Genomic DNA, 13,381 nt, shown 5'->3' with positions numbered 1-13,381 from the left:
ATTTCTCGATTGTGACGGCCGTGACAGCCGAACTGACCGGTACTCCGCGGCGGGGCCAAGGGCGCCACGAGTTCGTTCGGCCTCACCCAGTCCACAACCGGTGTTGCCACCGTGGCGATCAAGGACGAGCAGTTCGGTCACTCCGTCTCGGCGGGTGACAGCAACCGGGACGGTTACCCGGACCTCGCCGTCGGTGTGCCGTACGAGAAGGTGGGCTCGGCCGAGGAGGCCGGTGGTGTGCACGTGCTGCGTGGCGGCCGGAAGGGGCTGACCGGTGTGGGCTCGCAGTGGTTCACGCGTACGACAGCGGGTGTGCCGGGGGACGCCGTTCAGTACGCGGGCTTCGGTGTCCATGTCCGCCTGCGTGACGTCAACCGTGACGGCTACGCGGACCTCTTGGTCTCCGACCAGTTCGAGAACTACGACACCAGTGTTCTTCTCCCGGCCGGTACCAAGGGTGTCGTGACGACCGGCAGCCGCGAACTGGCCGTGCGGGCCGACTTTCCGCAGCGACCAAGTCATGACCTGTGCTCCCGCAACAGCTCCACGGCCCGGTCGAACGCCGAGTCGCGGTTCTTCGCGAACTCCTCGTCCGTGAAGACGGGTTCGCTGATCTGCGGCGGGATCCCGGTCCCGTCGAAGGTCCGGCCCGTCCGGGTCAGGTACTCCTCGTTGGGCAGCCAGACCGCCATGCCGTCGGGGAGGTTGCGGACCATGACGTCCGAGAAGACGCCCTGGGTCGGCTGCCCGATACGTACGGTGCGTCCCGGGCGGTCGATCAGGGCCTGGGTGAAGGTCTCGCCTGCGCTGACGGTGGAGCCGCCGGTGAGGAGGGCGACCGGGCCGGTGTAGCGGGGCTTGGGCGAGGGGTTCACGGGGATCGGCTCGGGGCGGGTGTGCCTGGTCGGGTCGGCCGGGTCGTTGCGGGCGCGCTTGGCGTAGGCGACGTACGGGGTGTCCGTAAGGCGGTCGGCGATGCGGATGCCGAGGGCGTCGGAGCCGCCGCCGTTGATGCGGAGGTCGATGACCAGCCCGCGCAGGGCGCGGACGCGGGCCGGGGTGAGGACGGTGTCGAGCGCCCGGTCGAGCTCGGCGAGCTGGGCGGTGTACGACGGGTCGTCCTGGTCGTAGCCGTCGAAGCTCGCGATCCGGAGGTAGCCCAGACCCTGCTGCTTCAGGTCCGCGTACGTGATGAGCCCGCCCGCGAAGTCCTGCCGGCCGGTGGCCCGTGCGAGGTCGCGTTCGACGACGAACTTCTTCACCTTGTCGTTGAGTTCCTCGGTGGGGACGACGGTGCCGGGCCGGACCGTGCCGTAGTGCCGGTCGCCGTCCTGGACGAGGACGTGCGCGTCGTGCAGCGGGGTGATCATGCGGCTGAGGATGTCGAAGAGCCGCGCCCGGGGCGTGTTCTTGTGGACGAGGGGCCGGTAGCGGTCGCGGACGGCGTGCCAGTCGATGCCCTTGGCGGCGAAGAAGGGGTAGTTCTCCTCGAACGACTGCCAGAAGACGTCGAAGGCGGTGCGCGGGTCGGTCGCGGCCGGGCGGGTGCAGGCGGCGGGCAGGGAGCCGATCCGGCGCAGCTGCCGGTGCCCCACCGCGACGTCGACGCCGAACCGGGCGTGTTCCCCGTCCGGGGCGGGCCGCACGGTGAGCACGGCGCCCTCGACACCGTACGTCCCCGGCTTCGGGGCCGCCGCGGCGAAGTACCCCTTCAGGCAGCTGACGGCGGTCGTCTGGTACTCCTGCGCCCCGCGCGCGTCGATGGCGAGGACGGTTCCGTACCCGTCCATGCGCCACAGCCCGGTGGCGGTGACGGTGGCGGTGGCGGCATGGGCGGTGGTGGCCGGCGCCGCCCCCGCGGCCGGTACGGCCAGGGCGAGGGCCAGGAGTGGTGCTGTGGCTCCGACTGCGATTCGCACGATGGCGTCCTTCCCCCAACACGCGACTGACGTTTCCGTCCTTCACGGTGCCGGACGCCGAGGAGCCCCGACCATCCGGCAGACGGGTGGGTCGGGGGTGGGGACAGCCTCAGTGCAACCCTTGTGGGCTCAGCCCTGGGGAGCGAAGAGCAGGTTGCGGGTGTGCGGCGGCCGGGCTTCGTTCCAGGGCACCAGCGCACCGTCGTGCTCGGCGATCCAGTGGACCTCGTAGCCGAGGGGTTCGAACTCGGCGACGAGGTCGTCGAGGGAGGCGTCGACCAGGGCCTCCATCACCAGGGTCGGCCGGTCCCGCTTCAGCACCTGCCGGGCTCCGCGGAGCACCGACATCTCGTGCCCCTCCACGTCGATCTTGACGAGGTCCAGCTTGGTCTCGGCGAACACCTCGTCGAGGGTGAGGAGCTGGATGCGCTTGTGCTGGGCGTCAGGGGCGGCGGCGCCCTCCAGGGTCGAGCCGGTGGAGAGCAGGTTCCCGGAGAAACGGACGCTGATGTCGGCCCAGCCGGGCTCGCTGGAGACGCCGGCCTGGTGGAGCTTGATGTTCTGGACGCCGTTGGAGCGGACGTTCACCGAGAGCCGGGCGTGGATCTGGTCGACCGGCTCGAAGGAGTGCACCTTCGCCTTCGGGTTGGCATGCGCGGCGATCATCGAGAAGTAGCCGACATGGGCGCCGACGTCCGCGATGGTCGAACTCCGCGCGGCCAGCCGCGACCAGGTGGCGAGCGTGCCGGGCTCGTAGCCGAACGTCCCGTTCCACAGGGTGTCCATGGCCACCGCATCGTCGTTCACGCAGAACATCACAAACGGCGGACAGTACGGCGACTCGATCTCCACGTAGCCCCGGTACGGGAACTTCTTGCGGTGCACGCGGATGATGTCCCCGGTGGTGACCGGCCTGACCGATGGCGCGTGGGCCAGCATGCGGGCGTTGGCGGCTTCGACCTCGGAAATACGCATTGGGCGATGGTAAAGCCAAGGTCAGAAAATGTCACAGGATTTGGAAATGATCAGTGAGGGAAACTCACAGATTTCCATGGATAGATTTTCCGGAGGCCGTTCATTTCGAATAACCCGGAATTAACCCGTCCTTTTACTTGGACTGCTCGAAGAGCTCGGCCGTGGTGTTGGCGGTGGCGGCGCGGGTCAGCCAGGTGGTGAGGGTGTCGTGGTCGTCGCAGGCGGCGATGCGCTCGCGGGCTTCGTCGCTGACGTCGATGCCGCGGCCACCGAGGACGACGAGGAGGGCTTCGGCGAGGCCTTCGGCTCGGAGGGCCTGGGCTGTCTGGGACTGGAAGATGGAGAGGTCGACGGCCATCAGGTGCCTCCAGAGGTCCGCGGCCGGCGTCTTGCCCAGGCCTTGTTCGGTGAGCTCGATGTAGATGCTCGCGGTGTCTTCGTCGTCGGCCTGCAGGCCCTTCAGGGCGGCTGCCAGTGCTTTCAGTATGGCATCGGACTCCGGGGCGCGGCTGTGCAGCGCGGAGGACAGTACCGCGAGGGAGATGTCCTTGGCGGCCGCTTCCGGAGTGTCGATGACGGGCACGGTGTCCGGGCCCAGGACGAGCGGGCGCAAGGTGAGGGTGGGCCACTGCGGGGGACCGAGGCTGACCTGCTGTGCCGCCCAGGCGGCCGTGTGCCTGTCCCGGCAGACGACCAGCAGTACGGCCGGCATCTTGTACCTGGCGTAGAGATACGCCAGGTAGTAGGCCCAGCTGGCGGGCTTGTCGGCGTCCTGCCCTCCCTGGGCCTCCACGGCGAGCAGGAAGCTGCCGTCTTTCGCCGTGTCGAGGCGGAGGAGGGTGTCGACGCGGCGTTCCAGGGGACGGTTCTCCGTCAGGTCAGTGGGAAACGGTGATGCCGAGACCGGATCGCTGAAGGAGACGCCGAGCGCCCTTACGGCTCGGGGAAAGAGCCCCGGATCCTGCTGGAAGATCCGGTGCACTGAAGTCCGAGGACGGTTCGGCGCTGGGGCGTTCGCCGGCAGTTGCCAACGGCCGCCCGGTGTCCGATGCGAAGCAGCTCCGTATCCTTGAACTGCGGTACGGCATCGTCCGGGCGCAGGCGCTCACGCCGCGTGAGTCGGCGGCCTTCATCGAACAACTGCTGGGGGAGACATGATCCGCAAGACCACGGCCGAGGACGCCTCCGGTCTGACGCGTCTGACGTGGTCCAAGAGCAGCTACAGCAGTGGCAGTGAAGGCGGCTCCTGCGTCGAAGTCGCCACCACGCCCGCCACCGTCCACGTCCGCGACTCCAAGAACACCGCGACCCCCTCCCGCGGCCCCCACCTCGCCTTCCCGCCCGCCACCTGGACGGCCTTCCTCTCCCACGCCGCCACTGCCGACGAGTGAGATACGCCCGCGAGCTGTTCGCACCGCTCGGGGCGGTCGTGGCCGTGGGTGCGCTGAACGCCACCGGCACGTGGTCGTTCGCCGACGTCTCGGTCGGCGCGTTCCTGTCGGACAGACGGCAACAATGGGACCGTCTCTTCGCCGCTGTCTGCTCGCTCTGCGCGTTCGACGCAGACGAGGCCAGGGCGACCGCCGACGAGATGGCCTACTTCCGCGACTACGACCTGTCCGCGCCGATCCTCGTCCTCTGGTCCGCCGGGGTGACAGGGGTCGAGAGCCTCCACGACCCGTCGCCGTCGGTCGTGCGCCGCATGTGCCGCATGGCTGCGGACCTCCAGCTGACCGAGTTCCTCGACATGCTGGTGGCGGTGGCCCTCGACGCCGGCACGGGCGCGGCCACGGGCGCACCCCAGGTCACCGAGATCCTCACCGCCACCTGCGCCCTGGCGGACCCGGCCGGGAACGTCACCCCGCACCACGTCCACCGCATGTGGCGAGTCGCCCGCCTGCCGTCGATGCTCCGCCCGGACTCACCCACTCCGGACCACATCAAGGCAGGGTTCCGGTCGTACGACAGGACGCTGGAGGAGGAGCTGCTCGGCGGCGGTCCGCCGGAGCGCGGCTACCGCTACGTCGGCCCTGCCGAACTCGCCGTCACGGCACGGCAATCCGCGGCCACCGGAACCCCGATCGAGTCCGTGGCCGACTTCGAGTCGTGGGCCGGACGGCAGTCACCGGCCGAGCTGGCCGAGCCGTTCACGTACGTCGTCGGCGCCGACGGGCTGCTACGGCTGGCGCCTCGCCGTAGCGAGCATGTGGCCTGCGCGGGCGCGGCGGCCGTACTCGGGGCCGGAGAGATCACCTTCGTGTTCGTACGCGAGGCGGGTCGCTGGGCGGTGGACGAGGTCAGCAACCAGTCGACGGGCTACTGCCCCGACATCACGTCCTGGCCCGCGGTGGCCCGGGCACTCGACGGCATCCCGCTCGGCCGCCCCACCGCCTTCACTCACGAGGTGGTGTTCCGTCGCTGCCCGGCCTGCGCTGAGCACAACATCGTCCGTGAGGCCGACTTCGTCTGCGTCTTCTGCGGTGGCGAACTGCCGGAGGCATGGAACGTGAGCGTGGACGTGGACGACGCCGACCGGTCAGGTCGGCTGTGAACCGTCGAACCGGATCGCCGCCGCCGCGGCCACTGTGACCGACCGTCCCGCGTACTGGATGACCGAGAAGATCCCGTTGTGGTGGGCGACGATCTGCGCGGCCGTCGGTTCGGTGCCGGCCGGGCGTTCCATCGTGGTGTGGCCGTCGGCGACGAGGACCACGTCGTAGCCGTGGGAGAGGGCGCTGCGGCTGGTGGAGTCGACGCAGTAGTCGGAGGCGAAGCCGGTGACGACGAGCCGGCGTACCGCGCGCTCCTCCAGGACCTGGCCGAGCGTCGTGTCGAGGAAGGAGTCCGCGCTCTCCTTGTCGAGGACCACGTCTCCCGGCCGGGGCGTCAGCGTCGGATGGATCTCCAGCCACTCGGCGGGCAACTGGGCGAACTGCTGCCGCAGGTAGACGACCGGCACGCCGTCGGCGCGGGCCCGGTCCGCGAGCTCGGCGACCCTGCCCAGGCAGGCCTCGCCGTCGTGGGCGTCCTTCATCATGGCGCGCTGCATGTCGATGATGAGCAGTGCGGTGTCCGGCATGAAATGAGCCTGTCCGCGCGGAACGCGGACTACTCCGCCTTGTTCCCGCCACCACCCTGTTGCTGCTGCTGGCCCTCCGGCCGCACCGCGTCCTTCGCCTTCTTCGCGAGGTCGTCGTCCAGCTTCTTGAACTCGCGGACCACGGTGTCGGACATGTCGGCGAGCGAATCGATCTGCTTGGTGATGTCCTCGCGGCCGTCGTGCCAGTTGGACTCGAAGTCGTCGAGGGCGTCGTAGACCGTGCCGCTGCCGACGTCGTCCTTGTACGACTCGAACATCTTCTTGGTGTGGTTGAGACGTTCCTTGATGGAGCGCAGCTTGCGGCCGTAGTCCTCAAGCTCGCTCAGCGGTATGGCGAGATCGCTCTTGCCGTTGCCCACGTGACCGTCCCCCGTTCGCACGTCTCGTAGTCTGGGCCGCACCGTATATCAGATCATCGGGGGAGGGGTTGCGTACACCATGGCTCGCTACATGGAGACGCTCACCATCGAGCGCGGCGGATTCCGGATCAAGGTGCCCGAGTCGTGGTGGGAGTTCGACGTACGGCCGGAGTCCCGGGACGACTCGATCCGGCGGATGGTGAACGAGCGCGTCGCCCAGTACCCGGAGCTGGCCCAGTACCGGGACACGTACATCGCGTTCCTCCGCAAGTCCGCGGCCGACGCGTGGAAGTCGGGCGCGATGTACTGCGGCTGCATGGCGGAGAGCTTCGGCGGAGACACCCCGATCACCGGCTCGGTCACGGTGTCGCTGGTCGGCGGCCGTACCCGCGAGGGCGCACCCCTCTCCAACGACCCGGCCGCCATCGCCGCGCAGCTCGCCCCCAAGGAGGCCCACCGGGAGGGCGACTCCTGGCGCAAGGTGACGACCGTCGACATCCCCGGCGTCGGCCCCGCCGCCCGCACCTACGGCATCGAGGACATCCCGATGCCCGAGGACAGCCTGGGCCGCACGATCCGCGCGGTCCTGATGCAGACGTTCATCCCGGTCCCCGGCCAGGAGGGCAAGGTCGCCCTGGTCGCCGGCAGCAGCCAGGTCCTCGACCTCGCCGACTCCTTCTTCGACATCTTCGACGCGATCACGTCGACGTTCCGCTTCGCGGACTGAGCGGGCCGGCGTCTTGGACTGGAAGAGCGGCGAGGGACTGCTGGGGCTCGACGACCCCGCCGAGTGGGATGCGGCCTTCGAGCGCGGCGAGGATCATCTCGGTACGGCGGTGATCGGGCTGGCGTTCCACTGCCCGCTGGAGGAGGCGTCGCCTCGGATCGTCAAGGTGATGCGGTTGCTGCCCGAGGGCCTGCAGCGGACGAACGCCTTCGTCGCGACGGGGCACGCCGCGCGGCTCAACGAGGCTCTGACTCCGGAGCTGTTCGCGGTTCTGCGGGCCGAAGGCCCCGGCGGCGTCGCCGAGCACCCCATCAGGGACACGCTGACCTTCGTGCCGTTCCGGGACCTGCCGCCCTGGTTCAAGCGCCGGTGGGTGTATCTGGCGGTGCGCAACAAGCTGGAGTACTGGTGGCTGCGCTCCGTGGATGCCATCGGAGAGGGCCGACGGGCGCTGCGCGGCCGCCGTCGCCGAGCCGAGTAGGACCACCGACGCCATGACAGCGGAGTTCCTGATGGACCTCGATCAAGGCATGGTCGAGTATTTCCGGGACATCGCGAACGAGATGATCTCAAGGTTCGGTATCTCCTGCGCGGAGGCCGTGGCCAGAATCAACGAGCGCTATCACGAGGCGGAGATCTCGGCGTACCCCGATCTCATGTGCCACGAGTTCCCGGAGTACTGGTCGTACGGTCTGTACTACTACCCGGATGCGTCCGGACGTCTGCCCACCGGTGACGACGCCGACGACGACGCCGACGACCAGGGTTTCGACCTGTCCGCCCTGCGGGTCCGCCCCGCGCCTGTGGAGGGTTCCCCCTGCTGGACGCTCGGGACCTGACAGCGAGTCCGACCGCCGGGCTTCACCTCGAACGACCGTTCCTTGTAAGTTCGCGTGTGCACAGGTTTGTTGACGGGGCGTACGCGACGGGGGTTGCGGGATCATGGCGGGGTATCGACCGGCGGACTGGCATCCACTCGACCTCGACCGGGACCCCACCCCCGGCGACCCGCAGCGCGTCCGCACCCTCGCCGCGCAGCTGCATGCCTTCGCCGACGACGTCTCCGACGCACTGCGTCTGGTCAAGGGCATGGCCGGCGAGGACACCCTCCTGCAGTGGGCGGGCAAGTCGGCCGAGGTGTTCAAGGAGCAGTTCAAGGACGTCCCGAAGAACCTGAAGAAGCTGAAGAAGTCCTACGAGCTGTGCGGCGACGCGCTCGCCGACTACTGGCCCAAGCTGGAGCGCGCCCAGGCTCTCGCCGACAAGGCTCTCGCGAAGGCGAAGGAGGCGCAGTCGGATCTGTCCTCCGCCAAGTCCCGCCTGTCGTCGGCCGATTCGTGGGTGACGCGGGCGACGAAGGAAGCGGACAAGTACAAGGACGATCCCACCGGCAGCAAGTCCGACGCCGACAAGCCGGACGAGGGGAAGGTCCGGGCCGCTGCGCGGGACGTGCAGAGCGCCAAGTCCGCGCACACCCAGGCCCAGTCGGACGTGACGTCCGCCCAGAGCGCCCTCGACGCGGCGAAGAAGATGGCCGAGGACGCGCGGAAGATGCGCGACGACGCGGCGGGTGAGGCGAAGCGGAAGATCGACGAGGCCTCCGACGCCGGGATCCCGAACCGGCACTGGTGGCAGGACGTCGGGCACTGGTTCGAGGACAACTGGGACACCATCGTCACGGTCTGCAAGGTCGTCGTCGCGGTCGTCGGGATCATCGCGATGATCATCGGCGGGCCGATCCTCGGCGCGATCGTCCTCGTCGCCGCCCTCGTCGTCCTCGCCGACACCCTCTACAAATACTCCCAAGGCCAAGCATCGCTATGGGATGTGGCGTTCGCGGCCCTGGACTGCATACCCGGCGGCAAGGGCATCACCAGCCTCGGCAAGCTCGCCAAGGGGCTGAAGGAGATGAAGAATCTCCGCGGCGGCATGAAGGCCATGAGCCTCGCCGTCCGCGGGCTGGGGAAGAGCGGGCGCCGGATGCTCGACGACGCCCTCACCGGCGGCAAGGATGCGCTCGGTCGCCTCAAGTCGCGTATCCGGGGCTGCGGCGACCCGATCGACATGGCGACCGGTTGGATGTTTCTTGCACAGTCCGATCTGAATCTCCCCGGCACCCTGCCGCTTGGACTTTCCCGGCAGGTGGCATCCGGGTATCGGACGGGCTGGTGGTTCGGGCCCTCCTGGGCCTCCACCCTCGACCAGCGGCTGGAGATCGACGGACAGGGCGTCGTCTTCGTCACCGAGGACGGCCGACTGCTGTCGTACACGCATCCAGCCGACCCGGACACGCCGGCGTTCCCGGAGACCGGGCCCCGCTGGCCCCTCCGTCGTCTCGACGGCGGTGGCTACCGGGTACAGGATCCCGGATCCGGCCTGACGCGCCATTTCGGCAGGCCCAGCCGTGGGCTCTGCCCTCTGCTGCGGATATCGGACCGCCATGGCAACGCAGTTCACTTCGACTACGCCCCCGACGGGGCACCGGTCGCCGTCCGGCACACGGGTGGCTACCTCGTGAGGATCACGACCGACGGCGGGCGCGTGACGGCACTCCACTTGGCGGACGCCGCCGAGGACGGTACGGACGTCGAGGTCATGCGGTTCGGCTATACAGACGGCAACCTCACCGAGGTCGTCAACTCGTCCGGCCTTCCACTGCGATACGCCTATGACGACAGACTGCGCATCACTTCGTGGACGGACACCAACGCAAGTACTTACACCTACGCCTACGACGAGCAGGACCGATGCGTCGCGCAAGGCGGCGAAGCCGGGCACTTGGCTGCTGTCATCGCCTACGACGGCATCGACGACGCCTGGCCCGGAAAGCGCATCACGACCTACACGAGTGCGCAGGGCGCGATCAACCGTTTCGTCGTCGACGAGCGGTTCCTGATCGAGGCGGAGATCGACGCATGCGGCGGCGTGACGGTCAACGAGTACGGCAGCGATCAGCAGTTGGTGACGTGGACGGATGCCCTGGGGCACTCGACGCGCTTCTCCCGCGGTCCTGGCGGGCGGCTCACCGTCGTCACTCGTCCGGACGGAGCGACGACGCGCTATTCCTACACGGAAAGGGGACAACTCGCGACCGTAGCCCTGCCAGGCGGAGCATCGCTTGCGAGGGAGTACGACAGCAGGGGCAACTGCGTCACGGTCACGGACCCCCTCGGTGCCACGACGCACTACGAATACGACGAGACGGGTGCTCTGGCCGGCGTCGTCGACGCGTTGGGCGCCAGGACCCGGCTGACGAACAACGGAAGCGGCCTGTGCGTCGGCATAGTGGACCCGTTGGGGCACCGGGTGACCAGGGAGTATGACGCCTTCGGCCGGATTCGCGCCGTCACGGACCCGGAAGGGAAGGTGACCCGCTACCAGTGGACACCCGAGGGAAAGCTCGCGCGGACAGTCGGCCCGGACGGAGCGACCGAGACGTGGGAGTACGACGGTGAGGGCAACTGCACCCGTCACATGGACGCGGGCGGCGGCGTCACGACGTACGAGTACACGCACTTCGACCTGCTGAGTGCGCGCACCGACGCGAACGGAGTCCGTTACGAGTTCTCCTATGCACCGTCCCTGAACCTGACCAGGGTCACTGACCCAAGAGGACTGACCTGGGACTACACCTATGACGCGGCAGGCCGACTGATCAGCGAGCAGGACTTCGACGACCGCAGGGTCGACTACGGCCGAGATGCCGCGGGCCGGCTCGTCTCCCGCACCAACCCGCTTGGGCAGACCGTCCGCTACAGCCTGGACGCGGTCGGCCGGACCATCGCGAAAGACGCGGCCGGCACCGTCACCTCGTACGAATATGACGCCGACGGTCTGCTGAGCCGGGCCCTGGGTCCGGGCTGCGACATGGTCCGGCACCGGGACGGTGCGGGACGCGTCACAGCCGAGACGATCAACGGTCGTACGCTCTCCTTCCGTTACGACGGCCGGGGACGGCGCCGGGCACGTACCACACCGGCTGGCGCGGTGGCCGAGTACATACTGGACGCGGCGGGCCGGACCACATCACTGACCACCTCGGGGCACCGTCTCGATTTCGCCCACAGCGCGGCAGGGCGTGAGACATCGCGTGCCATCGGCGACTCGTTGCTGCTGGAACACGACTGGGATCCGGCAGGCCGCCTCGTCGGCCAGAGGCTGTCGGCCGCGGGCGAGACCGTGGAGCAGCGCGCCTACGCGTACCGTCCGGACGGCTACCTCGTGGGCATGGAGGACATGCTGACCGGGCCGACCTCGATCGACCTGGACACCGCCGGGCGCGTCACCGGTGTGCGCGCACAGGACTGGGTCGAGTCCTACGCCTACGACCAGGCAGGCAACCAGGTCGAAGCGACGTGGCCGCAGCGTGGCGCGGGCTCGGTGCGGTACGAGTTCGACGGGGCGGGCCGGGTGACCGCCAGGCGTAGGCGTCGTCCCTCCCGCAAGGCGGACGTCTGGACCTACGAGTGGGATGCCGAAGACCGGCTGACGGCCGTCACCACACCGGACGGGACGTTCTGGCGTTATGCCTACGACCCCATGGGACGCCGAATATCGAAGACGCGGTGTGCGGCCGACGGCGTGACACCGGTCGAGATCACTCGATTCGTCTGGGACGGCGTGACCCTGGCCGAACAGACCACGGTCTCCGACAGTCGGCAGCATCCCGTCACCCTCACCTGGGACCACGACGGCCTGCACCCGCTCACACAGACGGAACGGATCACCGACGCGGCGACCCGGCAGGACATCGACTCCCGGTTCTTCGCGATCGTCACCGATCTCGTGGGTACGCCCACCGAACTCGTCGACGAAACCGGCACGGTCGCCTGGCGATCGAGGAGGACGACCTGGGGCGTCACCGTTCGGACAACGGACGGAACGGCTTTCACACCGCTGCGCTTCCCCGGGCAGTATCACGACCCGGAGACGGGCTTCCACTACAACTATCACCGCTACTACGACCCCGAGACCGGCCGATACGCCTCCCAGGACCCGGTCGGCCTAGAGTTCGCCTTCAATCCGGTCACCTATGTCCACAACCCGTGGCGATGGGTGGACCCCCTGGGTCTGGGACCGTGCAACGGCGTCATCGAGCACAACGGGAACGTCCACTACCTGCCGTTGGACGCCGACGGGCGGGCGACCGGCGTCAACGCGATCATCTCGAAGGACATGCTCGACACCGGAAGCTCCGCAGCTCAGGACATCCATCCATCCGGATGGAGCGGGCACGGCACGAGATTCAATGAGGGGCGCGGGCATCTGCTGGCGGATCGCCTGGGAGGACGGGGGGATCTCGAGGAGAACCTGGTGACTCTCACGCAGGATCCCACCAACACCCCGATCATGCGCGACCAGATCGAGCAGAGGATCTATGACGCGGTGGACGCCGGCGAGACCGTCAGATACGAGGTTCGAGCCCACTATCCTGAGCCGGGCGACGTAGCCCCTCATAAATTGACCTTCCATGCCCGTGGGGACAAGGGGTTCACTCTCGACGAAGAACTGGAGAACCCTGCCGGTATGTTCGGATTCGGAGAGACGGAGATGCTGTGACCGCACGAGAAGAGTTGCTGCGACTGGTTCCGCCTCCAGGGGACGCTGCCGCGGAGATCGACTGGGAGTCGGTGGAGGACGAGCTCGGGATCTCCCTGCCTGACGACTACAAGTGGCTGGCAGAGCAGTATGGGTCGGGATCCTTCGATCAGTTCATGAACATTCTGCATCCGAGTTCACGTTTTTATCCCACGCGCCTCGTTGACGCCGCTGAACGTGCGGCCGAAATCTTGGAGCAGATGCCCGAGAGCCTGAAAAGGAAAGTCCCGTACGAGATCGATGACCTATTGGCGGTCGGGAAGACCGACAATGGTGACACGATCTACTGGATTACCGACCCCGAAGAAGACCCGAATTCCTGGACCGTGACGGCGAACGGGGCGCGCAACACCAAGTGGCCGCACTTCGACGGGGGAATCGTGGAATTCCTGGTGGCAATCCTGTCCGGTGCGACCCGGTTGGATGTGTTTCCCAGTGACTTCCCGCACCCGCATCCGGCCTTCACGCCGGACCCGGACCCGAGCGCTCTTCGCCGCCGATGAAGGGCGGGGCGGGATAACCGTCCTGTCCGAAGGCGCGCACCACGAAGACGCCATGTCCGCAATCCCCGCAACGGACCTCCGCGTACCCTGTCCTGTCCGTGCGACGTCCCACTTCCTTGCAGGTCAAGGACCGGGCATCGCAGTTGGGGCAGTGGGCCGCCGTCACCTCGACCTCACCACGCAGGATCTCCCGGCCCAGC

12 protein-coding genes and 2 pseudogenes are annotated in these 13,381 nt (G+C 68.1%); 9 read left to right on the top strand and 5 right to left on the bottom strand.

Going from position 1 to position 13,381, the window contains the following annotated elements:
* Positions 1–111: 111 nt before the first annotated feature.
* Positions 112–237 (top strand): annotated as a pseudogene (locus ACFWPQ_RS13175) (FG-GAP repeat protein); the annotation flags it as partial.
* Between the two features lie 281 nt (positions 238–518).
* Here ACFWPQ_RS13175 and ACFWPQ_RS13170 read toward each other — a convergent pair.
* The 3 genes from ACFWPQ_RS13170 to ACFWPQ_RS13160 all read right to left on the bottom strand — a co-directional run bounded on the left by ACFWPQ_RS13170 (position 519) and on the right by ACFWPQ_RS13160 (position 3,876).
* Positions 519–1,919, bottom strand: coding sequence for a S41 family peptidase (locus ACFWPQ_RS13170; protein ID WP_384032764.1), 1,401 nt, complete (start codon positions 1,917–1,919; stop codon positions 519–521).
* 129 nt (positions 1,920–2,048) lie between these two features.
* Positions 2,049–2,894: an FkbM family methyltransferase gene (locus ACFWPQ_RS13165; protein WP_384032762.1), complete on the bottom strand. Its 846-nt coding sequence runs from the start codon at positions 2,892–2,894 to the stop codon at positions 2,049–2,051.
* A 133-nt stretch (positions 2,895–3,027) separates the two neighbouring features.
* Positions 3,028–3,876, bottom strand: coding sequence for a hypothetical protein (locus ACFWPQ_RS13160; protein ID WP_384032760.1), 849 nt, complete (start codon positions 3,874–3,876; stop codon positions 3,028–3,030).
* Here ACFWPQ_RS13160 and ACFWPQ_RS13155 point away from each other — a divergent pair.
* The 3 genes and pseudogenes from ACFWPQ_RS13155 to ACFWPQ_RS13145 form a co-directional block, all read left to right on the top strand.
* A pseudogene (locus ACFWPQ_RS13155) lies at positions 3,876–4,052 on the top strand (transcriptional regulator); the annotation flags it as partial. The gene ACFWPQ_RS13160 and the pseudogene ACFWPQ_RS13155 sit on opposite strands and share 1 nt — an antisense overlap.
* On the top strand, positions 4,049–4,285 hold the full coding sequence (locus ACFWPQ_RS13150) for a DUF397 domain-containing protein (protein ID WP_384032758.1): 237 nt from the start codon (positions 4,049–4,051) through the stop codon (positions 4,283–4,285). The pseudogene ACFWPQ_RS13155 and the gene ACFWPQ_RS13150, both read left to right, overlap by 4 nt.
* 593 nt (positions 4,286–4,878) lie before the next feature.
* On the top strand, positions 4,879–5,445 hold the full coding sequence (locus tag ACFWPQ_RS13145) for a hypothetical protein (protein ID WP_384033195.1): 567 nt from the start codon (positions 4,879–4,881) through the stop codon (positions 5,443–5,445).
* Here ACFWPQ_RS13145 and ACFWPQ_RS13140 read toward each other — a convergent pair.
* Both ACFWPQ_RS13140 and ACFWPQ_RS13135 read right to left on the bottom strand, forming a co-directional pair.
* Positions 5,431–5,973, bottom strand: a complete 543-nt coding sequence (locus ACFWPQ_RS13140; protein ID WP_384032756.1) for an isochorismatase family protein — start codon at positions 5,971–5,973, stop codon at positions 5,431–5,433. The genes ACFWPQ_RS13145 and ACFWPQ_RS13140 overlap by 15 nt on opposite strands.
* Before the next feature lie 29 nt (positions 5,974–6,002).
* Positions 6,003–6,353, bottom strand: a complete 351-nt coding sequence (locus tag ACFWPQ_RS13135) for a hypothetical protein (RefSeq protein WP_294010595.1) — start codon at positions 6,351–6,353, stop codon at positions 6,003–6,005.
* A 79-nt stretch (positions 6,354–6,432) separates the two neighbouring features.
* Between ACFWPQ_RS13135 and ACFWPQ_RS13130 the strand changes: the two genes are divergently transcribed.
* From ACFWPQ_RS13130 to ACFWPQ_RS13110, 5 genes are all read left to right on the top strand, one after another.
* Entirely contained in the window at positions 6,433–7,080 is a 648-nt protein-coding gene (locus tag ACFWPQ_RS13130; protein ID WP_384032754.1) for a hypothetical protein, read from the top strand.
* Between the two features lie 13 nt (positions 7,081–7,093).
* Positions 7,094–7,561 (top strand): hypothetical protein, encoded by a 468-nt coding sequence (locus tag ACFWPQ_RS13125; protein ID WP_384032752.1) that lies wholly within the window; start codon positions 7,094–7,096, stop codon positions 7,559–7,561.
* 13 nt (positions 7,562–7,574) lie between these two features.
* Positions 7,575–7,919 carry a hypothetical protein gene (locus tag ACFWPQ_RS13120; RefSeq protein WP_384032750.1) on the top strand — a complete coding sequence of 115 codons (345 nt, stop codon included), beginning with the start codon at positions 7,575–7,577 and terminating at the stop codon, positions 7,917–7,919.
* Between the two features lie 103 nt (positions 7,920–8,022).
* The gene (locus tag ACFWPQ_RS13115) at positions 8,023–12,639 is read left to right on the top strand and encodes an RHS repeat-associated core domain-containing protein (RefSeq protein ID WP_384032748.1); all 4,617 of its coding nucleotides are present in this window, start codon (positions 8,023–8,025) and stop codon (positions 12,637–12,639) included.
* Positions 12,636–13,181 carry an SMI1/KNR4 family protein gene (locus tag ACFWPQ_RS13110; RefSeq protein ID WP_384032746.1) on the top strand — a complete coding sequence of 182 codons (546 nt, stop codon included), beginning with the start codon at positions 12,636–12,638 and terminating at the stop codon, positions 13,179–13,181. The genes ACFWPQ_RS13115 and ACFWPQ_RS13110 overlap by 4 nt, the downstream gene beginning before the upstream one ends.
* The last annotated feature ends 200 nt before the right edge of the window (positions 13,182–13,381 follow it).

Source organism: Streptomyces sp. NPDC058464 (assembly GCF_042721035.1).
Taxonomy (GTDB): domain Bacteria; phylum Actinomycetota; class Actinomycetes; order Streptomycetales; family Streptomycetaceae; genus Streptomyces.
Note: the sequence above shows the minus strand (reverse complement) of the source record. Positions and strands in the feature narration are given on the sequence as shown.